The sequence below is a fragment of the Nostoc sp. genome (assembly GCF_036919595.1).
Classification (GTDB): domain Bacteria; phylum Cyanobacteriota; class Cyanobacteriia; order Cyanobacteriales; family Nostocaceae; genus Nostoc.
The window spans coordinates 1-22,915 of record NZ_JBALCO010000127.1; the positions used below are offsets into that span (position 1 = coordinate 1).

The following is a 22,915-nucleotide window of genomic DNA, read 5'->3' on the forward strand; positions in this document are numbered from 1 at the left end:
TTGATCTGGTGATGATTGTTGCGTCATGTTTCATATTCTACGACGCACTTACTTACTTTTTTCTCCCTGCCCCGGTTTTCTGAGCGGATACATATTATACTCAGATCAAAATTTATTTAAAGTAGTTTTTATAACTACCAACTTTTAAATAAATAAGTAATTAAACTTAAAATAATCTCAAAATATTCTTCATTTTTTTATTAATAATTAACAGGAACTTTACCCAATCAGGTCTCCGCGTTTATTAAGCTTGTTAGTGTCAGCTAAGATACTAAAGTATTACATAATACGGAGAAAGGTTTTAAGCAGCCGTATTGCCAAAAAGCCCGTATTCAGTACAGCCCAAGCCTAAAAACAGCAGTAGTTTAAAACTTAACTTCCAAACTAACAGAGACTTGAAAACAATGAAGATGACTTTTCAGAAACTTGTAATTGGCGTCTCAATGGCTATTGGTATAAGCGCTCTTGGCACTGCTCCAGCACACGCTACATCTTTTAGTTTCAATAACCCAAATGAAATTAGAACTTATACTGGTGGGTTAAATGGCAAGTTTATTGCAAATGATACTATAGCTGCCTCCAAAGCCTTGAGTGATGATAATGTCTCCTCTAACGTGGAGCTTTGGTATACTACCGAAAACCCAACTTCTAACGTTGGTTTCACCGCCACACAAGGAAACTACAGTGCCACCGTTACCAGTGTCACTGCTAGTGACTGGAATACTTTTGGTTCGCAATGGCTGAGTGATCTGTTGGCTACTTATACTCCATTCAAGTCAGTGTGGAATGGGTTTTCACCGAGTACCCAATCATTAGTAACGAGTTTTTTCCCTTTATTAGGAATAGGAGACCCTAACATTGGCAGCTTCCAATTCGGAGAAAATGGGGGTGTGGAACTGAAATTGGTTGGTCAAGTGGATGTAAGAACCAAACTCTTAGATACAGTTTCTACTAAACTTACCCAAACATTGACATCACTATTTCCAGGAAAAACAATTCTACCAAGCGCTTCAGAAGTTCAAACTCAGATTTCATTACTTCAACTAACGCTGAACTCGCCTCTAACCTCTCTTCCTACGAAGCTAACGCTGCAAACTCAAATAGATCAACTGACATCATTCAAAGACCTCCTTGGCGTGCAAGCTGCATTAAACGCCTACCAAGGCGGAATCGGAGCTAGTGAAATTGCCAAGGTAGTTAATGACAATAATACTTACTACGCCTATAGCTTTAACCCTACTGGATCTGAAATTACAGCCTCTGATGACGGCATATCCGGCACCCAGTATTACACTTGGCACACACCTGGATACACCGCTCCTCCAAAGAGAGTGCCAGAACCATCAATAATAATTGGTCTGTTGGGTGTTGCTGGCGTCTTTGTGACGCAACGCAAATTTAAAAAAGCATCTATTTAAGATTGCAGGTTCAAAACTACAAATAAGTAAGGGAGCTAATAGCTCCCTTTTTTTATGAATACTTCTATCCAGCTATAAGATGATTTAACCTTCTAGGTTATACTATTTATAAAAATATTTGCAACAAATGAATCGTTTGGAAGGGTATACATATCTACGCCCCGACCAATATATTTGTAACAGCAATTTCGGAAAATGGTATTACTTACCCTAACATCCAGATGAAAAATTTTATAGTAAGGGCAATTAATCTACGTTAGTTTCAGTATTACTTAAGTAGTTTTACTAATACAAATTAGCAACTTCGATTTTTTAAATTAGTCGTTTATTTAATACTATAAATTTTAAAAAAATTGCCAAAATAAACTTGATATTTGATGAAAATTATATTCAAGTATACTATCATTAAGTATTTGAGTGCAGCTAAATATAATTTATTAATATCTTTGACTAGATTACAGAAGTCAAGTTTTTATAGGTTTTACAGTTTAAATACACTCCCGTTCTAGTTTCTGGTCATAATTGTCGGCTTTTACTTAAGATAATAGGTAGCAATGACAGTACAATTATTCAATATAGATCAGCCATTACGGTCACACACACTTAGACGAATTTTGCTAGTTGAAGACCATGATCTCAATAGGATGTTATTGAGTGACTATCTAAGTTATTCTGGGTACGATGTCCAAAGCTTATCAGAAGGCTCTACTTTTTTCTCAACTATAGAGAAGTTTGAGCCAGATTTAATGTTATTAGACTTGAAATTGCCAGATATTGACGGTTATTCGCTCTTAAAACAAGTCCAGCAAGAACCTGATTTGTCAAAAATACCAATCATTGTGGTTTCAGCCTTTGCTTTTAAAGCAGATCAAGAACTAGCTCTGAGTTTGGGCGCACGTCGCTATTTTGTCAAACCTTTAAAACTCAAGGCTCTTATACTTACAATTGAAGAAGAGTTGACTTGTCGTCACAGATAAACTTTTCTACTGGATGTGCATTTATTCCGCTTTTTGGTCTGCAATGAACTCTTCAACTCGCTCACTAATATGTTGCACAGAACTGCCAATTTTTGAAATTTTATGTTGTACTTGCATTAACAACAAAACTGCTGTTTGCAAATCATTGAGCGTTTCAGCCATAGCTTCCCGGTATTGGGCTTCAAAGTCTTGCATATTCATCGTTCAACTCGTACCTGAAATTATTGTAATAGCTATATTCCTAATGATATTCGTAAGTTTAACTTCCTAAATCCGTTAAATCGCTTAATGTTATAAGTTAAAATTAACCCCAAAAGTATTATTTTATAATAATTAATTATCTAAATTTTATCTAAGTAACATTTAAAAGTTTAATTAGATTTAATAATAAAAATATAAATTTAGCTAAAATTAAGATGAAAAAATAATTTATTTAAATAAATGAATGTTTAAATAAGAATTCATTATCGATTTTAAAATGTTAATTATAGATTCAAAAAGTCAAGTTTTTATTGTGATAGTAGCAGCCGACAGCTAGACAAACTCTCCTCTGCTCCAAAGTTCTGATGCTTGCAGCAGGGCGTCTAGTACACTGTGTCCAAAGTTTAACAAGGGGGAAAATCCCTTGTTAAGCCCCAAGTTTTGTTAATTGAGATGGTAGAGACCATACTGTACTAGGTTATAAACCGAGTCTCAGACTTATCTGTATGCCGCCTAAAAGCCTACCTATTTTATATTTACTTGATAATTACTCTATTAAATCGGCACGAAAAAATAATTTTTCTTAAAATAGAGAAAGATTACCTAATTTTGGTTGTGGCAATATCTACTCAAATACTACCACTGGTTAAAGAGCCAGAAAGATTGGAAAACCGTCTAGCCGAAATTCCACCGGAACCGGGGGTTTATTTCATGCGGGACAAAAGCGATCGCATTATATATATAGGTAAATCACGTAAGCTGCGATCACGTGTCCGTTCCTATTTCCGGGATGGCTACAACAAGAGTGAACGCATCGCCACGATGGTCAAGTTGGTGACAGAAATTGAATTCATCGTCACTGATACTGAAGCCGAAGCGCTAGCGCTAGAAGCCAACTTGATCAAGCAGCACCAGCCATACTTTAACGTGCTGCTCAAAGATGATAAAAAATATCCCTATCTCTGCATCACTTGGTCAGAAGATTATCCGCGAATTTTTATTACCCGTAAACGCCAATTCGGCAAAGAAAAGGATAAATTTTACGGACCTTATACTGACGCTGGTTTATTGCGAGAAATTGTCCGCCTATGCAAGCGCATCTTCCCACAGCGACAACGACCTCAACCACTTTTCAAAGACCGTCCTTGCTTGAATTATGATTTAGGGCGTTGTCCGGGTGTGTGTCAACAGATGATGCCACCAGAAGAATATCGCAAAATTGTGCAAAAAATAGCGATGGTCTTTCAAGGGCGAACTCAGGAACTGATTGATATTTTGACTCAACAGATGAACATAGCATCGGAAAACTTGAATTTTGAGTCAGCAGCACGGATTCGTGACCAAATTTCTGGGTTAAAGTCGCTGACAGCCAATCAAAAAGTTTCCTTACCAGATGATACAGTTTCACGGGATGCGATCGCACTGGCAGCCAACGAAGAATACGCCTGCATTCAACTATTCCAGATTCGCGCTGGACAATTGGTAGGACGCTTGGCTTTTGTGGCGGATGCTCACGCAGAACCGGGAGCTATTTTGCAACGAGCTTTAGAGGAACATTACCAAACTGCTGACTCAGTGGAAATACCTTTAGAAATTTTGGTACAGCATGATTTACCAGATAGCGAGATATTGGCGGATGTCTTAACTCAACGCAAAGGTAAAAAAGTCACAATCTTGACTCCTTTGCGGCAAACTAAGGCAGAATTAATTGAAATGGTAGAGCGAAATGCCCAGTATGAATTGCAAAGAATGCAGAAATTTGGCGATCGCAATCACCAAGCAATGCAAGATTTAGCCGCCATTCTTGATTTACCAGATGTTCCTCATCGCATCGAAGGTTATGACATTTCTCACATTCAAGGGTCAAATGCTGTAGCTTCGCAAGTCGTGTTTATCGACGGATTACCCGCTAAACAGCATTATCGCCACTACAAAATTAAAAATCCCACGGTGACGGCGGGACATTCAGATGATTTTGCTAGTCTTGCTGAAGTTATTCAACGGCGGTTTCGCAAGTATGGCGACGATCCACAGTTGTCACGTTTGGGTAATCCAGATTGGCCTGATTTAATCATGATCGATGGTGGTAAAGGTCAGTTATCATCAGTTATTGCTGTTTTGCAAGAGATGAATTTATTAGAAGACTTGCGAGTTGTGAGTTTAGCAAAGCAGCGAGAAGAGATTTTTTTACCAGGAGAATCTAAACCTTTGACAACTGATGCAGAACAACCAGGGGTGCAGTTGTTGCGGCGGTTGCGAGATGAAGCGCATCGGTTTGCAGTCAGTTTCCATCGTCAGCAGCGCAGTGATAAATTGAAGCGATCGCGTTTAGATGAAATTCCTGGCTTAGGACATCATCGACAAAAGCAGCTACTAGGGCATTTTCGCTCAGTTGATTATATTCGGCAAGCAACAACCCCACAACTCGCTGAGGTTCCTGGAATTGGACCGCGTTTAGCTCAAGAAATTTACGATTATTTTCATCCCACCTGAGGAGAGTAGTACAGCGGGCGCGTAAATCTAGCTACCATCTCAATTAACAAAATTTGGGGCAAAATCCTCTTGTAATTATCCATATTTTTGTAACAGTCAAACTATGGTGTTTACCTGACATCCCGCCGGCTGATAGCCGAAGTCCACTCAATGCAATATAAGCCTTTATCGTCGGATGTAGGTAACGATAAGAGCTTAAGACAAGGGGCATCAATACGCTTGGGTTAAGGAGAATCGTAGGTTGGGTTGAGGAATGAAACCCAACATTTTCAGTAGTTTGTTGGGTTTCACTTCGTTCAACCCAACCTACGCAGTTTATGGTTTTTGACGCTAACCCAAGCGTATTGGTGGCAAAATCTCCTTGTTAAAGGTAGGCAAACTGACGCCACAGTATAGTAGTTCCACTTTCACAGATGATTCAATTAAAGTTGTCTGCGACAATTTAAGCTGTGTATAAACCGTAAATTTACGGTCTCTCATAAGTGAGATAATTTTGATGAAATTATCTCACCAAAACTTAATCTGATAAATCTTGGCAGTAAATATTAACTAAATCTTAAGATAAAAATTTTGTTACTAAATATACAGTATTTTCTTTGTTTTAATTTTTGAATACAATAACGGCTTTTTTTGTATTCGTCTGAAATGACTATAAAGAATGCTTTCTCAAAGGATTCGTCATAGGGATCAGTAAATCTCTAAGCAGGATTTAATGAAAAAATAAATTATGTATCTAAAGTAGGAGGGTAATATCACTTAAATTATAGGAAAATACATAGAGAAATCTAGAATTTTTCAAACTTGAAATTTTGTTTAAAATAATCAGCCAATATTAAAGTCGTTTGTTAAGTTGGGTCAAACCAAAGTGTTTGCTACTTTAACTGGCAGCTTGATCAAATAAAAAATAATTACAACCAGGGGTTTTAAAATGCAGACAGTAGAAAAGATTTACTGCCCAAATTGTGGCAGCAAAGCAGAACGCTATTATATTTATGATAGTCAATTAACTCGTACACAATGCCCTAGTTGTGACTACTTGATGATTACTTGCACTCGCACTGGCAAAGTCATTGAGGCTTATGCGCCAGGAATTTATGCACATCGCTAGATAATAAAAATTAAAAATTGGAGAATGTTTTCTCTAATTTTTAATAATACAAGTTACTTGTAGCGGTTCCCAACCTAATGAGGTACGTTTTCAAAGCTACTAATTTTGGGGAAAAAGATTTGAGTGTACCTCAGTTGCTTAGGAAACGCTATATCATAAATTTTGAACACTTCACAGCTTATTCTTCTGTTGTCTGAATTGTTGCTGTAGTCTCTGTTCTTGTAATCTAAATTGCTGTTGTCTAATTTGTTGATCTTGCCTGAGTTGTTGCTGTTGTATTCTCAGTTGTTGCTGTTGTGTAAAATCTTGCTGTTGCAGTCTTGTTTCTTCTTGTTGTAGTCTTAATTGTTGTTGGCGGATCAGTTCTTGCTGTTGTCTTGTAAAATCTTGCTGTTGTATTATCTGCTGTTGTTGTTGTAGTCGTGGATCTTGAAGGTTTTGCCGTAGCCATGTTTCCTTAAATTGCTGTTGTGTTTGCTGATTTCGCTGCTCTTGTTGTTGTGTCATTCTTTCTTGAAAAGACTCGGTTTGTTGAGGATTCGTTTGAATTACTTGTGCAGATGCAGCAGAATTCATCGACAAGGCTTTTGCAAGCACAATCAATAGTAGCCATGCTTTAACCATTAATAAGCGATTCAACATACAGTTATTTCCTCAATTGTTATAGGTTGGGTTGAGCGATCGCTAAACCCTTAAAATGGCAAAATAATTGATAATTACCCTATACATAAATGTAGGGGCTTGAAATAGCTAACTAAAGTTAATGCTTTATTCACCGTTATGGGTTTGCACGATTCCTTCGGCGTCTCCAGTCCATAACGTTCTCTAAATATCAGTGCATTGAGAATAGCTTCCTAAATCAAGGTTATATCCAGTGCATTATCTTGATTTTTCATAAAAATATCCTTTTTGAGATATTCATCTTAATTAAATTATACATTTAAATTTTTGACATGGTTTGCCGGATTTCCGTAATCCACCTACCTAAGGTGAGTAAAATTTTTGGATAAGAATTTTTCTGATCTCTATGTTCTCTGCGTATGGAGTAATTCCATAAATTACTTTTTAACCGCAGGGGCACAGAGAACATAGATAAAGTAGAGATTTTATCGCCAGAACTAAGATTTTATGACTCACCTTGAAAGGGCTAGTCCTAATTCATTCATAAAATGGACTGCAAAAGGTTTAATTTTTACTTGCTCTGAGTTGTCCACAAGCAGCATCGGCTTCTAAACCACGGGAATAACGGACGGTAACAGCAATATTTTGCTGCTTAAGGACGTTGACAAATGCTTGAATGCGATCGCGGTTGGGGCGTTTGTAGTCTACTTCTTGAATAGGGTTATAGGGAATCAAATTTACATGACTTTGGAATCCTCGCAGGCGTTTCGCCAGTTCTAATGCATGTTCTGGTAAATCGTTGACACCAGCAAGGAGAACATATTCAAAGGTAACGCGGCGTCCAGTGATTTCTACATATTCTCGACATTCAGCCAGCAAATCTTCTAGAGGATAGGCGCGGGCGCTGGGGATGAGTTTTTCCCGCAGTGCTTGGTTAGGTGCGTGAAGACTAACAGCGAGAGTAATTTGCAAATTGTTTTGCGCGAACTGACGGATGCGATCGCGAATACCAACAGTTGAAACTGTAAGCGATCGTTGTCCGATACCAACATCTTGATTCAGGGATTTCAGGGCTGCTAAGACATTCTCAGTATTCAACAACGGTTCACCCAGTCCCATAAACACCACATTGCTAACCCGAGGCAGCGCGTTGCGGGGGTTCCCCCCATTGTAGCGACTGCCGTGTTGCTGAAAATCTTCTTGCACAGTCAACACCTGATCAACAATTTCATGGCGTGCTAGGTTGCGCTTGTAGCCTCCCTTACCAGTAGCGCAAAAATCACACGCCATTGGGCAACCCACCTGAGTAGAAACACAAACTGTCAGCCGAGATTTTGGGCCTTCTCCCCTTTCTGCAAAGGTGGGGATGCCAACAGTTTCAATAATTTGCCCGTCTGTTAATCGTAAAAGATATTTGACTGTACCATCGGGTGCCACAGAGCGGTAATGTAAAATTGAGCGCCCAATCGGGATTTCTGCGAGTTCTTTGCGCCATTGCTTAGGGAAGACAGAAATATCAGATAGCGATCGCGCCCCCTTGTCATAGATCCATTCATGCAGTTGCTTTCCTCTGTAAGCAGGTTGTCCCTGCTGCTGCACCCAAGTGCTTAACTCTGCAAGAGAAGCACCTAGAAGGGGAGGGATTAATTCGGATTTTTCTGGGTTGTGTAAGTCAACCTGAGATACAAGAGGCGTAGCAGACATAAAAAAATCACGAATTGATGTAGGATCTCTATCCTACACCTGCCAGATCAAGTTAATCTTGACCAAAGAAGACGGGGAATTAACCAAAGGTTGTGCCGTTCCAGCCCCACATTGCCCCCTTGGCGTCTGCAAACTCGATGTAAATGCGATTTTTAGGTACACCTAGAGTTTGGTTAATCTGCTGGCAAAAGTCTTGACTCATTGCTGCGGTTTGGTCTGGCTTCATCGTGCCAACACTCTTAATTTCAATGTAACAAACCGGATCTGTATTGCCTGCAAAGGTCATGGGGATTCCCGGTTCAAAAGCAGTCATTACATAGGATTCGGGTTTTCCCAAATGTTTCGCTAACTTGGCTGATAGGTTTAAAAGCATTGACTCAATTTCAGCTTTTTGAGGAGCAGATGCAGAAGTTTGCACTTTAATTAATGGCATAGCATCGAAATTAGAATTTTGGATTTTATTTACATTGTTAAGTTTATCGAAACGCAGAAGTACAGAGTACAAATATTAGAGAGATGGGGAGTGGGAAAGCAGGGGGATGAGGGAGAGTTAGAAGTTGAGGGACTTCCAAATCAAAAAATATCCCAAAACTGACGCAAAAATCCTCTTTATTTCTCCTCTCTGTGTTCTCTGCGTCTCTGTGGTTCGTTTATTTGGATAATTTATTTCTTGGAAATCCCTGAAGCATTGGTTCCAAGACTCGTTCATCCACCTCAGATACTCGTTCATCCACCTCAAAGACCTGTTCCCCATGCCCAATACCCAATGCTCAATGCCCTAGCATTTAGTGATGAGACGAGCGAAATAGATGACTATGTTCGGGATGATATAAACGCGATCGCCCTGTTGCTGTCGAGAGTGCTGGACTAATGATATAAAGTGTAGTGCGAATTAGTTTTTCTTTATGAGTGCAGTCTGCCATTTGATTAAGAGGGACAACCCTGATTTTTTCATCGGGCCATCCGATGCGAAAGCAAATTGCAATGGGGGTTTCGGCTGGGTAATGTTCGAGTAGTTTAGCTTGAGCATTTTCGACGTGACGCGCACTGAGATATAAGCAGAGGCTAGCCTGATGTGCCGCCAGAGAGGCTAATTCTTCAGTGGCGGGGACTTCTGTACGTCCGCTGATGCGTGTCAAAATGATGGTTTGGACTAAACCAGGGACAGTCAGTTCTACTTTAAGTTTGGCAGCAGCGGCTTGAAAAGCGCTGATACCTGGTATAACTTCAAAAGGAATATTTGCCTCTGCTAGGAGGTGCATTTGCTCGTGGATGGCGCTGTAAAGACTAGGATCGCCAGAATGGAGACGGACTACAGATTTGTGCTGCGATCGCACCCGATCGATCATAATCGGCAAAATCTCTTCTAAAGTCTGATTTGCAGTCCTAATTACCTCCGCATCTTTTCGGCAAAGTTCTAAAATCTCTTCGGGTACTAAAGAATCAGCAAATAAAATCACATCAGCAACAGCTAGTAGTCTCTGCGCCTTCACCGTTAATAAATCCGGATCTCCAGGGCCTGCTCCGACAATGTACACAGATGGTTCTATGGCGTATAGTGTTTTTTTATAGCTCAGGTTTTCTGTATATTCACTTTTAGAAGAACACACGGCAATCCCTCAAAAAACTTTTTTGTTATTTTCTCAGTATCTTTCCGGATTCACCCTCTTTGCCTAGTAGAGAGTAATGGTAGATGCACCCTGGTTAAGCCCTAGAGAATACTCTGGGGCATTTTTTATTTTTTGGGCATTGAATATTGGGCATTAGTTATTCTTTCTCCCCTGCTTCCTCATCTTCCACTCTCCCCATTTCCCTTAGGAGTAGGAACTACATCGGGTAAAGGGCGTTTAAGTAAGTAAAGCCAAGCTAATCCAACTAATCCCAATAAAATTCCTAAACTACTGACGACTTGTGCCATTTTTAACGAACCCAGCATTAAGCTATCAGTGCGAAAACCTTCGATCCACAAGCGTCCTAAGCTATAGGCTGGCCAGTAAACTAGAAACAGCGTGCCTACTTTCAGGCGTGGCTTACCGGATAAAGACCGGAAAAACAAGGTTATTAATAGTGTAAACACCATTAAATCCCACAGAGATTCGTACAGGAAGGTGGGATGAAAGTAATCGAAACTAGCATACTCTAGAGGACGATGGTCTGGTGGAATATACAGTTTCCAAGGTAAATCAGTAGGATCGCCAAAAGCCTCAGAATTAAAGAAATTGCCCCAACGTCCGATCGCCTGCCCTAAAATCAGCGAAGGCGCTACTAAATCTGCCAGTTGCCAAAAAGAAACCTGCTTAATTTTGGCAAAGATTAACGCAGCCAAAACGCCACCAAGAATCGCTCCATGAATGGCAATACCTCCTTCCCAGATTGCAAAGATTTTTCCTGGAGTTGGGGCATATTTTGACCACTCAAAGAAAACGTAATATAACCGTGCGCCAGGAATTGCCCCAATCAACAACCAAAAAAACAAATCGCCTAGCAACTCCGGATTAACATTACGACGCTTTGCCAAATCCTGGGAAAGGATGACGCCAATTAACACTGCTGTGGCAATCAATAAGCCATACCAGCGGATAGCTAATGGCCCTATTTTCACCAGAATCGGTCCTGGAGAAGTAAATTGAAACGCCAAGGGCAAGATGGAAAAATCCAGGGCCATGAAAAATTACCTAGAAAAGTTCGTTAACTACCCGCGCACTTTGCTAAGTACGGAGTTTCTTACGTCTCGAATTCTGGAACTACACTTAAATCCTCCACAACATTATGGGGACGTAGGTAAAAATCCAGCATCCATATTTAGGAGTTTATAGCGGTTTTCGTTTGCATGAAATAGGTTGTTCAACCTCACCCCCAACCCCTCTCCTTAGCAAACAAAAGGGGTGAGGTTGCGATTATATTGCACCGAAGTGAGAACCGCTATAGTTCCTAACGCCTAGTTGAGCATAACTTGTACCACTAAAACAATTGAGTTTAGCATTCTTACTCAGAGCGCAAGATGGTAAATTTGAGTAAGTTACACAAAAGAGTTTCGATATAATCACCTAAACAACTTTGATATATCTAAAATTGTGATTGCTATTTATCCTGGTAGCTTCGACCCCATCACCTTGGGACACCTTGACCTCATTGGGCGCGGTAGTCGCCTGTTTGAACGCGTCATTGTCGCTGTACTGCGGAACCCCAATAAAATGCCACTTTTTAGCGTGCAGCAAAGGCTAGATCAGATCAGTCTTTCTATACAACATCTACCTAATGTAGAAGTAGACAGCTTCGACGGTCTTACCGTCAACTATGCTCAAATGCGACAAGCACAAGTTTTACTTCGGGGTTTACGGGCTGTGTCAGATTTTGAAGTGGAACTGCAAATGGCTCACACTAATAAAACTCTTTCTACCCAAATAGAAACAGTTTTTTTCGCAACCTCAAATGAGTATAGTTTTTTAAGTAGTAGTGTGGTAAAAGAGATTGCAAGGTTTGGTGGCTCTATCGATCATCTCGTTCCCCCACACATTGCCCTGGATATATACCAATGCTACAATCACAACTCTCCAATGTTGAACCCAATCTCAACGGAAGCAATCCCCCCCCTGAAGAGTATCTCAGTGGAGAGGGAAGCATAGATATTCAGCAGGAACTCAACCGCTTAGAGGAAATGGTTCTCTCTAGTCTGAGGATTCCGCTGACGGGACGCACTCTCATAGATGAAGAAAAGCTGCTCGATCAGCTTGATTACATCCGGCTTGCTTTACCATCACTTTTTCAACAAGCAGCAGTCATCCTTGACCAAAAGGATGAAGTTCTGCTAGAAGCGGAAGAGTATGGACAGCAGGTTGTTGAGTCCGCGCAAGCAAAAAGAGCGCAAATTTTAGCTGAAAGCGATATTATTCAACAGGCAGAACAAGAAGCTGAACAACTGCGGCGACAAGTGCAACAAGAGTGTGAGGCAATGATGCAAGAAACACTCGCCGAAATTGACCGCAAACGGTATGCTTGTCAGCAAGAGTTAGAGCAAATGCGACAAACTGCGATCGCTCAGGCTCAAGAAATTGAAGATGGTGCTGATGCTTATGCCGATGGCATCCTGGAAAATATTGAGCAGGATCTCAAAGAGATGTTACGAGTTATCACCAACGGACGGCAACAATTACAAATTGATAACCTCACGCAGCGTAATTCACCTCCTAGCAAAAAAAATAGAGATTCTAACAATAGATGAGGAAAAATTATCGGTTGGGTTTCGCTATTGCTTAACCCAACTATTTTCATTAATGAATAATTTTAGGGAATCTACCTAGTAATAAATTTAAAATTTTAGCTTGTAATTCTGTTGCTAATACATACAGATTGACCCAATTTAACACCTAATTACAGCGTGTAAGTAAAATCTTCCACCAGCATACCGGGAACTAAACTACCTCCAAGTTGACGACTTTCGTATGTTCCCACTTCCGGAATGAATTCTTGAAAATTGGTGAAATCTACTAAGTTTTCTCCCCAAAAGCGATAGAGACTTTCATCAAAACGTAAGTTTTCAATGGGGGCAATAATTTCGCCGTTTTCTACCCAAAAACAAGCATAACGGGTCATACCTGTAATTCTACCAGTTTGGCGATCGCTCCAATTTAAGTAATGCAAATTAGATACATATAATCCGGTATCTAAACTCGGAAAAATCTGCTCAAATATCAAATTTCCTGGACTCACTTCTGGTGATCGTAAAGTCTCTGAAACATTAGCACCGTTGGCAATTTTTTGATATTCCTTAGCCGTTCGAGAATTCACTAGAGTATTTACTAAATATCCTTTTTCTATTACAGGTAACTCCGGTACTGCAACTTCTCCTAATTCATTAAATCGTGGTACTAATCCTCGCTGAAAGTTTTCTTTTAAACTAAATGCAGTCGAAAGTTGTTTTTCTTGACGCCATAGAGCAGCTAAAGCACTGTTTCCTTGCTGAATATCAGCTTCGCTCACAGATCCCCAAGAAAGCATCATTAATAAATCTCCAACAGCAGCAGGTGCAAAATAAGTTTTGTACTGTCCCCGTGGTAATTCTTTAGCTGGGCGAGAAAGCAATTCTAGTTGGTTTTTGGCTTCGCTGATTTTGGCTATATAAGCAGATTTATCCCAATCATTCCCTGCAAATGTGCCCTTAACGGCTTGTCCAGATGTAGAGAACAGAGAATAATCTAAGGTAAAAGAATCAGTAGCAAACCAATGTTTCTGTCCGTTAGAATCACCATAAGCTTTAATTACAACACCTCCAGCATACATGCCAGTAAAATCCAATTTAGTAACCAGTTCTAGCACATTGGGTACTACTGTCTCCGCTGCCAATAAATTCCCCAAATGTACTTCCCGGCTGGTGTTAGTTCCTGATGGTAAAACTAGATATGGATCGATGGGTAATAGAATAAGTTCGTCACGTAGTTCCTGCAAAGCAGCATATGTTAACTGCCAATCTACGTCCCAATTTCCAGTAAAGGGAAACTGTCGAACACTGCTGCGCTGGTCTGCCATCAAAGTCAGTTCGATCCAACCATCAGCAACACAACCAGTTTGTCGCACTTTCGCATGATTGAAACGAGTAAATTGACTCCTTTCACTGCTTAGTCTCACAGTGAATTGTTCATTTTCTGCTTTTTTGTTCAGGAGATTTTCAATCAGTTGATTAAAGCTGACTTCTAACGCAGATAATTCCTTAATTTTCATGGATATTAAATATTAATAGGTAATAGTAAGAGGGAGAAAGTTATGATTTATAAGTGATGAGTTATGAATTATGAATTATAAATTAAAAGTTGAATAATTTTATAATTCAAAACTTTTAACTTTTAACTCCTGTACAGACGCGATTAATCGCGTCTGTACTCCTAACTCCTAACTTTGCACTCTTTTAACTTCCTCCACCAAAAACTTCGACATTAGCAAATACACAAACAGGTGAACCATGTCCTACCCAAATGGCCTGATTTGGCTCTCCTTTACCACAATAAGGAGTACCATACATTTCCCAGTTGTCAGCATTTCCAACTTGGATTAAGCTGTGCCAAAACTCTGGTGTTGTGGCGCGATAGTTAGGATTGCGGAGGGTTTTGGTGAGTTTACCGTTTTCAATTAATTTAGCGTACTCGCAACCAAATTGAAATTTGTAGCGGCGATCGTCAATTGACCAAGATCGGTTAGATTCCATGTAAACGCCATGTTCTATCCCAGCAATAATGTCTTCAAAGGTGGCGTTTAGAGGCTCTAAATTCAAGTTTGCCATGCGATCGATCGCTGGTCGATTCCATGAGGAAGCACGGGCACAGGCAACTCCTGGTACACCTGTTCTTGCTTGACTCTCTAGACTGCCTAAACCCCGTTGGAGTACACCTTCTTTTACCAAATACTCCCGCATTGCTACAGCACCCGTATCATCAAAGCCATAGCTAGCAAATTCACCAGCCACGGTGGGATCAAAGGTAATATTCATCAGTGGCGAACCATATACTAGGTTGCCAAAATCACTTTTATTAACGAAGCTGCCTCCAGCATAGTTACGCTCATCTCCCAAAATTCGGTCAATTTCTAGGGGATGCCCGACACTTTCATGGATTTGCAGCATCATTTGGTCTGGGGCTAAAACTAAATTGGTACGGGTGGTTGGGCATTCTTCTGCTGTCAAGAGTTCTACTGCTTGTTCGCCAATTTGCCGCACCCGATGCCATAAGTCTTCTTGTTTTAAAAGCTCTAGTCCACCTTGGTAACAGTTTGCTTGCGAGCCGTTGTTGCTGCGCTGCTGTACAACCGCTCCATCTTGGGCGGTGGCTCCGTAATTAGTACCTATAGATAGTATTTTTTGATAGACTTCTGAGCCGTTGCTGCTAATAAACCAAGATTCCCTCTCAATGGTGCTAGCACTGGCTATGGTTTGCACAATCTTGTCGTCAACTTTCAGTGTTTGGCAAATCCGAACCAGTAAATCGTTGATTTCTCCCGGACTCAGAGCATCCAATGGCTCAATAAATGGAGATTTATATTCACCAATGACTTTAGGGCGCTCACTTTCACGGAAGGGATGTATCCACCATTCACTGGCTGCTAGTGCCTGTTTATAGGCTGTTTCGGCAGCATTTTGTAGGGAAGACAGTTCCAGGGAGTTAGTAGCTGCATAACCCAGACAGCCATTAACTAAAACTTCCAGCATGGCTCCTATAGTGAAGGATTTGCCATTTACCTGGGGTAAGCCGTCACGGACTGAACGGGTAGTAGAAGTCTCCTTTACGGCTCTAATACCGATCCAATCAGCGGGAATGTCGAAACTAGCGATCGCTTTTTTAAGTTCAGACCACATAATTTAAGGAATTGGGAATTGGGAATTGGGAATTGGGCATTGGAAATTTGGCATTGAGAATCGGGCATTGGGAAGAATTCAATTCCTAGTCCCCAGTTCCCAGTACCCTCTAATTCCGGTGCCAGCGTGTGCCATCACGGCTATCAATTAGCGTAATACCTTCTGCTTGAAGTTGGTCACGAATGCGATCGCTTTCAGCAAAATTTTTGGTAATACGTGCTTCTTGCCTTTGCTGAATTTTCGCTTCAATTTCCGTATCGCTTAAACCATTAATCTTGTCAGTTTCCGCTTCTATCTCAACTTCTAAACCTAAAACTCCAGCCAATGTGACAAGAGTTTGCCATTGACGCTTCAACTCATCAGGGGAAGTTTCAGTTTTACCTTCATGCACGATAATATTTCCCTCACGGCGCAGTTCTTTGGCTAATTCAAACAGCACTGTTAACCCACCCGGAAAATTAAAGTCGTTATTCACAGTTTCTTGGAAACGATCAACATAAGGATTGGCTACTACATATTGGGTATTGGGTATTGGGATATTCCCAGTCCCTAGTCCCCAGTAGGCAGTCTCTAAATCCCAGCCTAGTTTTTTGCCGTATTGGTAGCCGAAGAGTAAACCTTCTTTAATGGTGTGCCAACCGTTGGTTGCTGCGGCGATCGCTTCATCGCTAAAATCAATTGGTGTGCGATATTGAGCAGTCAGTACAAATAACCGCACTGCCATCGGGTCAACTCCTCGATCCAGCAATTCTCGAATAGTGATAAAGTTGCCCAAAGATTTGGACATTTTTTCCCCATCTACTGTCACCATGCCATTATGCAACCAGTAACGCGCTAGAGGTTTTCCTGTCACAACCTCAGATTGAGCAATTTCATTTTCGTGGTGGGGAAAAATTAAGTCAGTACCACCAGCATGAATATCTATGGTATCACCCAAGCGATCGCGCACCATTGCCGAGCATTCTATATGCCACCCAGGACGACCTGCGCCCCAAGGTGATTCCCAAGCAGGTTCTCCCGGTTTTGCTGCTTTCCATAAAACAAAATCAAAAGGGTCTTTCTTTTTTTGGTATTCTGGATCATCCACGTTGACGCGATCGCTTTTCCCGGCTTGCATATCTTCTAACCTGCGGCCAGAAAGCTTGCCATACTCAGCAAACTGTCGTACTGGATAATACACATCACCGTCAGTAGGGTAGGCAAAACCCTTATTTTCTAACTCATGAATTAACCGCAAAATCCCATTCATCGTGTGGGTAGCACGGGGATACTCATCAGCTTCTTTGATCCCTAGCCGCGCCATATCCTCAAAATATGCTTTGATAAAGCGATCGGCTACAGCTTCCATCGATGAATGTTCAACACAGGCTCGATTCAGAATCTTGTCATCAATATCAGTAAAATTTTGGATATATCGGACTTCATAGCCGATAAACTGGAGGGATCGGCGGATTACATCCCAAACAATGCAAGCTCTCGCATGACCCAAATGGCAGTAGTCGTACACCGTCACGCCGCAGTAATACATCTTAACCTTGCCTGGTTCGACTGTTTCAAACGGTTCTTGACGACGGGTGAGGGTATTGTAAAGGGTTAGGGTCATAACAGAGTAATGCTGAAATAAGAAGATACGTAATAATAGGGTAAGGCAGCTGGGATGACAGTCCAGCATCCCTATGTTAGTGTTTTCTGGACTATCTGCGCTACATTACTACTTTTGACTATTTGATAACAGCGCTATGCAATCAGCAGTTACACCCGATTCTTCCGCAATGGATACGCCCAAACAAGGAATGCCAGTAACAATTATTACGGGTTTCCTCGGTAGTGGCAAGACGACTTTACTTAATCATATCCTCAACAACCAACAGGGTTTGAAAACCGCTGTTCTGGTGAATGAATTTGGCGAAATTGGCATCGACAACGAGCTAATTGTTTCCACTGGTGAGAACATGGTGGAGCTAAATAATGGTTGTATCTGCTGCACCATTAATAATGATTTGGTAGATGCAGTTTACAAAGTTTTAGAACGTCAAGAAAATCTAGATTATCTAGTAGTGGAAACAACTGGATTGGCAGATCCGCTACCAGTAGCTTTAACATTTCTTGGTACAGAATTGCGGGATTTAACCCGCTTGGATTCGATTATTACCGTAGTAGACGCGGCGAATTACAGCCTAGATTTATTTAACTCTGAGGCGGCATACAGCCAGATTGCCTATGGCGATGTTATTGTGCTGAACAAGACTGATTTGGTTGATGAAGCCACTTTGAATGAGTTAGAAAGAAAAATTAATGAAGTTAAGGAAGGAGCGAGAATTATCCGCTCCACGCGATCGCAAGTGCCACTTCCTTTAATTCTGAGTGTTGGTCTATTTGAGTCTGATAAATATTTTGACACAGTGGTAGATGACCACGACCATCACGACCATGATCATCACGCTCATGATGATCATGACCACTCAACATGCGGTCACGAGCATCACGATCATCACCATGACCATCACGATCATCACCATCATTCTGATCATTTAGAAAATGATGGTTTTACTTCCATATCTTTCCAAAGTGACAAGCCTTTTTCTATTAGGAAGTTTCAGTATTTCTTAGATAACCAGCTACCCTCAAATATTTTCCGAGCAAAGGGGATTATGTGGTTTGATGAAAGTCCGAAGCGTCATATTTTCCACCTTTGCGGTAAACGCTTCACCTTAGATGATGATGAATGGCAAGGTAAATTGAAAAACCAGCTAGTGCTAATTGGTCAAAATTTGGATCGTGAGGCTTTAATTACTCAACTCGAAAACTGTATTTGTCTACCTTCAACCTCTCGCGGTAAAGGCTTTGGAAAATAAAAGTTAGGAGTGAGGAGAGACGCGATTAATCGCGTCTGTACGTTTATTCGTACTCGTTCCCAGGTGGAACCTGGGAATGCATTTTTAATGGCTCCGCCATCGATTTTGAGCAATGAAAATGAGAGAATAGCGTAGGCGTGGCCCGTCGTAGACATCGCTTCCTCACTCTCCTGCATTACTAACTTCTTCACTCACCAACTGCTGTACCTGTTCCACGGATAACCCCGTCACTTTCGCCACTATTTCCACCGAGATTCGCTCTTTGAGCAAATTCATCGTTACACGCCGCACTTCTTGGGCATGACCTTCAGCAAGGATAGCTTGATAAGTTACTGACTCTTGCATAAGTTCCCTCCGCAGCAATTGTTGAATTTAGGACTTACGCAAAATATCTCTCAAACTCTGATTTCTCCGTGTCCTCTGCACCTCTGCGGTTTAAGAATGCGTAGGCGTAGCCCCTCGTAGACATTGCTCTAAAATTGAAACGTTGATCAACGTTTAGATTAAAATGCGCGTTGTTATCCAGCGAGTTAAATCATCTCAGGTTACAGTTAATGATGAAATTGTCGGCAAAATTGGGCGGGGGCTAAATTTGCTCGTGGGTATTGCCAATACCGATACTGATGCTGAAATCGACTGGATAGTGCGTAAGTGCTTGGAATTCCGGCTGTTTCCTGACCAAGAAGGAGACCGTTGGCAAAAATCTGTACAAGAAATTGGCGGCGATTTGTTAGTAGTCAGTCAGTTTACCCTTTACGGTGACTGCCTTTAAAGGTCGCCGTCCTTCTTTTGACCGTTCAGCCGCTCCCCAATCAGCAGAAGCTTTGTATTATCGTTTTGTTACCAAGTTAAGAGCTAGCGGTTTGCAGGTGGAAACAGGTCAATTTGGTGCAATGATGCAAGTTACAATTGAAAACGATGGCCCCGTTACTTTGTTACTTGAAAAATAAGCGGTTTAAGTATATACACTACAAAGAGGAATAACAGTAGCCTGTAGACCGTGGTGTTCTAATTGATGAGAGAATATTAAATTAACCATCACAAAAGTTTAAATTCACTCATCATGGCGAAAATCCAGTTTTCTAAAGGTATTGACGAAGAAGTAACTCCAGAGGTGCGCCTGACGCGATCGCGCAGTGGCGAAAGTGGTACAGCGACGTTTATTTTTACGAATCCGAAGATTTTAGATCAAAATAGCACCGAAGACATTACCGGAATGTACTTGATTGACGAAGAAGGGGAGATAATTACCCGTGAAGTTAAGGGTAAGTTTGTCAACGGAAAACCAGAAGCATTAGAAGCAGTTTACGTGATGAAATCTCCCCAAGAATGGGATCGCTTTATGCGCTTCATGGAACGGTATGCTGAGGAAAACGATCTTGGACTCAGCAAAGCTAAAAAATAGGGTATTGGGCACTTGCACTGAGCGAACGCAAGAGCGTCTCTACGAGAAGCTGTTGGCGCAGCCTCTCCAAGAGTTGTATTGGGCATTGGGCATTGGGCATAGGTAATTTTTTCATGTCCAATGCGCCATTCTCCGTGCCCAATTGACCATTATCAAAAGTTAAAAGTTTAATCGATGACACAACAACCCCATCCAGATTCGCTTGGAATTGTGGTTACTTGTGCTGTGGTTACTGTCAGTGATACACGCACTTTGGAAACAGACAAAAGCGGTCAGCTAATTCAGCAGTTACTTCTTGATGCTAACCATGCTGTAGGAGCCTACACAATTATCAAAGATGAACCAACACAAATTCAAGGGCAGATAGAAAGTCTGGCTAAAAGCTCAAATTTGAATGCTGTAATTTTCAATGGTGGTACAGGTATTGCACCAAGAGATACCACCTACGATGCCATTGAGAAATTACTAGAGAAAACCTTATTAGGATTTGGTGAGTTATTTCGTTTTTTAAGTTATCAAGAAATTGGTTCGCGGGCGATCGCTTCTCGCGCTGTTGCTGGTGTTTATCAAGATAAATTAATCTTCTCGCTTCCTGGTTCCAGTAATGCTGTGCGCCTGGCGATGGAAAAATTGATTTTGCCCGAACTCGTTCACTTAGTAAGTCAGGTTTGTAAGGGGCTGAAATAAGCAGCTTTAGAGAAAGTTACCATGAGAACTCTTGTAAAAATAACAGATCACACATTCAACTCATTCCTTGTATGCTTACATCTTGGGTCTATCTAGAATTATAGTAAAACGGATGAAATTTTAATATTAGATCAGCAATGGAGCCTATTTACTGGAACTGCATAATTGCTCACGGCATCACTGCATTTTCATACTTTGGCATCCCCATAGTAATAGGGGTTTTCTTTGCCAAAACTAAGGCAACTATTCCTTCTAAGTTTTGGCTAGCCTTTTTCTTATCAGGTGGATTTGTACTATTTTGCGGATTTCATCACCTTCTGGCGATCTTTGAGCCACATGTGGCAGTGTCCCTGCTGCACTTAGGCGTACTTGATGTAATGGCGTTTGTTTCATTATCTGCCTTACTCTGCCTAATGCCAACCGCCTATCAAATTTTAGAGGTGATTGCCAGATATCAAGAAGATATCCGCTCACTTGGGCGCAGCCAGCAGATACAACGGCTATTCCTCGATCAGGGCCCGTTTGCAGCTTATATCAAAGATGAGCAATCTAGATTGCTTTACTACAACCAGGAGCTACAGTCTAGATTTTCGGTAGGTCCACAAGAATGGTTGGGGAAAACGGATAGTGAATACTTACCAGATCCAGAAGAGGGGCGGCGGGTAATGGAAAACGATCAAGTCGTCTTGAAGACTCTACGCCCCTTGAAGCTGATTGAAGAGGTAAAGATACCTGGTAATGATCAGCCGTGCTACTGGCTATCGTTTAAGTTTCCGTTTAACGATTACCCAACGGGCGCTTGTCGCATCGGTGGGATCAGTATTGATATTACAGAATCCATAGAAGCACAGCGATCGCTCACCAAGCTAAATCGGCAATTAGAAGCAAAAAAACGGGAACTTATATATCTCTCAGATATGGCAGATATGCTTTATTGCTGCGAGTCTAAAGATGAGGTGTATCAAGCAGTTGCTTTAACCTGTTCCAAGCTGTTTCCTAACATGAGTGGTTGTATCTGTATAATTGCTAATTCCAAGAATTATGTTCAGATGAATAGTATTTGGGGAGATGAAACAATCAGAACCAGTAAACAAATATTTTCACAATCTGAATGTTGGGCATTACGGAGAGGTAAATTCAATCTTTTATCTTTTGGTAAATCAGGACTTGTATGCAGCCATTTAATCCAGCCTGTTAGTGGTACACATTTGTGTTTTCCATTCTTTGGACAAGGTGAAGTAGTTGGAATTTTACATATTTATGCACTAGAAGAAATAAGTTCAGAAGATCAACAACTTACTGAGATTATTGCTAGAACATTAGGCTTTGCACTAAATAATATATCGATCAAACAACGTCTAACCTATGATAATTTGCGGGATGGGATGACCCAACTATTCAAGCAAAGCTATACGCAAACCATAACGGAACAGAGGCTAGCGGAAGCTAATCGATCAGGACAACCTCTTAGTGTTATTTTCTTTGATATCGATAACTTCAAATCTTACAACTCGCGCTATGGGCATGTGACTGCCAACATTGTTCTCCAGGAATTAGCAAAGCTGCTGTTAAAATCTATTCGCTCCCTTGACATTGCTTGCAGATGGGGTGGTGAAGAATTTGTAATTGTGATGCCAAATATGACGCTGGAAACCCTCAGGAAGCGAGTAGAACAACTAAGGGTAGATGTTGAACAAATGCAATTGAAGGACGGCGATCAGATCCTCGAAAGCATCACCGCTTCTTTTGGAATAGCTGTATCAGAACCAGGGATTACGGTTAAGGATTTTCTGAATCGGGCAAATCAAGCGATGCTTGAGGCAAAGCGAACAGGAAAGAATCGGGTTATGGAGTATGTAAATACCTGTAATTAATAATTCATAACACCACAAACAGTGAAATAGCTAGCCCTTCAGTTTGCATCAAGCGTCAATCAATTTTAGATTTTAGATTTTAAATTGACCCCAGCAATCAAATCACTTGCTTGTCAAAAAATGTTTGGATGATGGAAAAATAAAATTATTCTCGCGTTTAAATTCGCAAGTCTCAAATATGCATTAAATAATGGAATGCAAGAATCTTCTCTAAAAGAGGCTCCGCCAAC

General features: G+C 40.9%; 20 protein-coding genes and 1 pseudogene. 11 read left to right on the forward strand and 10 right to left on the reverse strand.

All coding sequences use genetic code 11. The annotated features are described in order from the left end of the window. Positions 1-404: 404 nt before the first annotated feature. Both V7K21_RS18930 and V7K21_RS18935 read left to right on the forward strand, forming a co-directional pair. Positions 405-1,418, forward strand: a complete 1,014-nt coding sequence (locus V7K21_RS18930) for an NF038130 family PEP-CTERM protein (RefSeq protein WP_335176799.1) — start codon at positions 405-407, stop codon at positions 1,416-1,418. Between the two features lie 554 nt (positions 1,419-1,972). Then, on the forward strand, positions 1,973-2,395 hold the full coding sequence (locus V7K21_RS18935) for a response regulator (protein ID WP_335176801.1): 423 nt from the start codon (positions 1,973-1,975) through the stop codon (positions 2,393-2,395). Positions 2,396-2,416: 21 nt separating this feature from the next. Here the strand turns inward: V7K21_RS18935 and V7K21_RS18940 are convergent, their stop codons facing one another. Beyond that, positions 2,417-2,596, reverse strand: a complete 180-nt coding sequence (locus V7K21_RS18940) for a hypothetical protein (protein ID WP_335176803.1) — start codon at positions 2,594-2,596, stop codon at positions 2,417-2,419. Positions 2,597-3,211: 615 nt separating this feature from the next. Here V7K21_RS18940 and uvrC point away from each other — a divergent pair. After that, entirely contained in the window at positions 3,212-5,089 is a 1,878-nt protein-coding gene (gene uvrC / locus V7K21_RS18945; RefSeq protein ID WP_335176805.1) for an excinuclease ABC subunit UvrC, read from the forward strand. A 928-nt stretch (positions 5,090-6,017) separates the two neighbouring features. After that, on the forward strand, positions 6,018-6,197 hold the full coding sequence (locus V7K21_RS18950; RefSeq protein ID WP_335176807.1) for a replication restart DNA helicase PriA: 180 nt from the start codon (positions 6,018-6,020) through the stop codon (positions 6,195-6,197). Between the two features lie 171 nt (positions 6,198-6,368). Here the strand turns inward: V7K21_RS18950 and V7K21_RS18955 are convergent, their stop codons facing one another. From V7K21_RS18955 to lgt, 5 genes are all read right to left on the reverse strand, one after another. After that, positions 6,369-6,839 carry a hypothetical protein gene (locus V7K21_RS18955; protein WP_335176809.1) on the reverse strand — a complete coding sequence of 157 codons (471 nt, stop codon included), beginning with the start codon at positions 6,837-6,839 and terminating at the stop codon, positions 6,369-6,371. A 543-nt stretch (positions 6,840-7,382) separates the two neighbouring features. Next, a complete protein-coding gene (gene rlmN, locus V7K21_RS18960; RefSeq protein ID WP_335176811.1) occupies positions 7,383-8,522 on the reverse strand; it encodes a 23S rRNA (adenine(2503)-C(2))-methyltransferase RlmN in 1,140 nt (379 codons plus the stop codon). 79 nt (positions 8,523-8,601) lie between these two features. After that, positions 8,602-8,955, reverse strand: a complete 354-nt coding sequence (locus V7K21_RS18965; RefSeq protein ID WP_094349557.1) for a phenylpyruvate tautomerase MIF-related protein — start codon at positions 8,953-8,955, stop codon at positions 8,602-8,604. Between the two features lie 352 nt (positions 8,956-9,307). Beyond that, complete coding sequence (gene cobM, locus V7K21_RS18970; RefSeq protein ID WP_335176833.1) at positions 9,308-10,099, reverse strand: precorrin-4 C(11)-methyltransferase; 792 nt, start codon at positions 10,097-10,099, stop codon at positions 9,308-9,310. A 212-nt stretch (positions 10,100-10,311) separates the two neighbouring features. Further along, positions 10,312-11,187 (reverse strand): prolipoprotein diacylglyceryl transferase, encoded by an 876-nt coding sequence (gene lgt, locus V7K21_RS18975; protein WP_335176812.1) that lies wholly within the window; start codon positions 11,185-11,187, stop codon positions 10,312-10,314. A gap of 409 nt (positions 11,188-11,596) precedes the next feature. On the opposite strand from lgt, the gene coaD reads away from it, so the two are divergent. Both coaD and V7K21_RS18985 read left to right on the forward strand, forming a co-directional pair. Beyond that, positions 11,597-12,148 (forward strand): pantetheine-phosphate adenylyltransferase, encoded by a 552-nt coding sequence (gene coaD / locus V7K21_RS18980; protein WP_335176813.1) that lies wholly within the window; start codon positions 11,597-11,599, stop codon positions 12,146-12,148. Beyond that, a complete protein-coding gene (locus V7K21_RS18985; protein WP_335176814.1) occupies positions 12,058-12,744 on the forward strand; it encodes a DivIVA domain-containing protein in 687 nt (228 codons plus the stop codon). The genes coaD and V7K21_RS18985 overlap by 91 nt, the downstream gene beginning before the upstream one ends. Before the next feature lie 149 nt (positions 12,745-12,893). Here the strand turns inward: V7K21_RS18985 and V7K21_RS18990 are convergent, their stop codons facing one another. The 3 genes from V7K21_RS18990 to cysS form a co-directional block, all read right to left on the reverse strand. Continuing rightward, positions 12,894-14,240: a TldD/PmbA family protein gene (locus tag V7K21_RS18990; RefSeq protein WP_335176815.1), complete on the reverse strand. Its 1,347-nt coding sequence runs from the start codon at positions 14,238-14,240 to the stop codon at positions 12,894-12,896. A gap of 184 nt (positions 14,241-14,424) precedes the next feature. After that, a complete protein-coding gene (locus V7K21_RS18995; protein ID WP_335176816.1) occupies positions 14,425-15,864 on the reverse strand; it encodes a TldD/PmbA family protein in 1,440 nt (479 codons plus the stop codon). Between the two features lie 109 nt (positions 15,865-15,973). Then, positions 15,974-17,467 carry a cysteine--tRNA ligase gene (gene cysS / locus V7K21_RS19000; protein ID WP_335176817.1) on the reverse strand — a complete coding sequence of 498 codons (1,494 nt, stop codon included), beginning with the start codon at positions 17,465-17,467 and terminating at the stop codon, positions 15,974-15,976. A 136-nt stretch (positions 17,468-17,603) separates the two neighbouring features. On the opposite strand from cysS, the gene V7K21_RS19005 reads away from it, so the two are divergent. Then, positions 17,604-18,719, forward strand: a complete 1,116-nt coding sequence (locus tag V7K21_RS19005) for a CobW family GTP-binding protein (RefSeq protein ID WP_335176818.1) — start codon at positions 17,604-17,606, stop codon at positions 18,717-18,719. Positions 18,720-18,881: 162 nt separating this feature from the next. Here V7K21_RS19005 and V7K21_RS19010 read toward each other — a convergent pair whose 3' ends face one another. Beyond that, positions 18,882-19,064, reverse strand: a complete 183-nt coding sequence (locus V7K21_RS19010; protein WP_335176819.1) for a hypothetical protein — start codon at positions 19,062-19,064, stop codon at positions 18,882-18,884. A gap of 163 nt (positions 19,065-19,227) precedes the next feature. On the opposite strand from V7K21_RS19010, the pseudogene dtd reads away from it, so the two are divergent. The 4 genes and pseudogenes from dtd (at position 19,228) to V7K21_RS19030 (ending at position 22,685) form a co-directional block, all read left to right on the forward strand. Then, positions 19,228-19,669 (forward strand): annotated as a pseudogene (gene dtd / locus V7K21_RS19015) (D-aminoacyl-tRNA deacylase). Positions 19,670-19,782: 113 nt separating this feature from the next. Then, positions 19,783-20,124 carry a photosystem II reaction center protein Psb28 gene (gene psb28, locus V7K21_RS19020; protein ID WP_335176820.1) on the forward strand — a complete coding sequence of 114 codons (342 nt, stop codon included), beginning with the start codon at positions 19,783-19,785 and terminating at the stop codon, positions 20,122-20,124. A gap of 174 nt (positions 20,125-20,298) precedes the next feature. Then, positions 20,299-20,811 carry a MogA/MoaB family molybdenum cofactor biosynthesis protein gene (locus V7K21_RS19025; RefSeq protein WP_335176821.1) on the forward strand — a complete coding sequence of 171 codons (513 nt, stop codon included), beginning with the start codon at positions 20,299-20,301 and terminating at the stop codon, positions 20,809-20,811. Between the two features lie 137 nt (positions 20,812-20,948). Next, complete coding sequence (locus V7K21_RS19030; protein ID WP_335176822.1) at positions 20,949-22,685, forward strand: sensor domain-containing diguanylate cyclase; 1,737 nt, start codon at positions 20,949-20,951, stop codon at positions 22,683-22,685. The last annotated feature ends 230 nt before the right edge of the window (positions 22,686-22,915 follow it).

What these genes read in the sequence shown, in the direction of transcription:
- V7K21_RS18990 (WP_335176815.1), bottom strand. Translation starts at nt 14,240, where the DNA reads ATGAAAATTAAGGAATTATCTGCGTTAGAAGTCAGCTTTAATCAACTG.
- V7K21_RS18985 (WP_335176814.1), top strand. Translation starts at nt 12,058, where the DNA reads ATGCTACAATCACAACTCTCCAATGTTGAACCCAATCTCAACGGAAGC.
- V7K21_RS18955 (WP_335176809.1), bottom strand. Translation starts at nt 6,839, where the DNA reads ATGTTGAATCGCTTATTAATGGTTAAAGCATGGCTACTATTGATTGTG.
- V7K21_RS19010 (WP_335176819.1), bottom strand. Translation starts at nt 19,064, where the DNA reads ATGCAAGAGTCAGTAACTTATCAAGCTATCCTTGCTGAAGGTCATGCC.
- V7K21_RS18965 (WP_094349557.1), bottom strand. Translation starts at nt 8,955, where the DNA reads ATGCCATTAATTAAAGTGCAAACTTCTGCATCTGCTCCTCAAAAAGCT.
- V7K21_RS18950 (WP_335176807.1), top strand. Translation starts at nt 6,018, where the DNA reads ATGCAGACAGTAGAAAAGATTTACTGCCCAAATTGTGGCAGCAAAGCA.
- lgt (WP_335176812.1), bottom strand. Translation starts at nt 11,187, where the DNA reads ATGGCCCTGGATTTTTCCATCTTGCCCTTGGCGTTTCAATTTACTTCT.
- V7K21_RS19025 (WP_335176821.1), top strand. Translation starts at nt 20,299, where the DNA reads ATGACACAACAACCCCATCCAGATTCGCTTGGAATTGTGGTTACTTGT.
- V7K21_RS18940 (WP_335176803.1), bottom strand. Translation starts at nt 2,596, where the DNA reads ATGAATATGCAAGACTTTGAAGCCCAATACCGGGAAGCTATGGCTGAA.
- V7K21_RS18930 (WP_335176799.1), top strand. Translation starts at nt 405, where the DNA reads ATGAAGATGACTTTTCAGAAACTTGTAATTGGCGTCTCAATGGCTATT.
- V7K21_RS18935 (WP_335176801.1), top strand. Translation starts at nt 1,973, where the DNA reads ATGACAGTACAATTATTCAATATAGATCAGCCATTACGGTCACACACA.
- V7K21_RS19030 (WP_335176822.1), top strand. Translation starts at nt 20,949, where the DNA reads ATGGAGCCTATTTACTGGAACTGCATAATTGCTCACGGCATCACTGCA.
- psb28 (WP_335176820.1), top strand. Translation starts at nt 19,783, where the DNA reads ATGGCGAAAATCCAGTTTTCTAAAGGTATTGACGAAGAAGTAACTCCA.
- V7K21_RS19005 (WP_335176818.1), top strand. Translation starts at nt 17,604, where the DNA reads ATGCAATCAGCAGTTACACCCGATTCTTCCGCAATGGATACGCCCAAA.
- V7K21_RS18995 (WP_335176816.1), bottom strand. Translation starts at nt 15,864, where the DNA reads ATGTGGTCTGAACTTAAAAAAGCGATCGCTAGTTTCGACATTCCCGCT.
- cysS (WP_335176817.1), bottom strand. Translation starts at nt 17,467, where the DNA reads ATGACCCTAACCCTTTACAATACCCTCACCCGTCGTCAAGAACCGTTT.
- rlmN (WP_335176811.1), bottom strand. Translation starts at nt 8,522, where the DNA reads ATGTCTGCTACGCCTCTTGTATCTCAGGTTGACTTACACAACCCAGAA.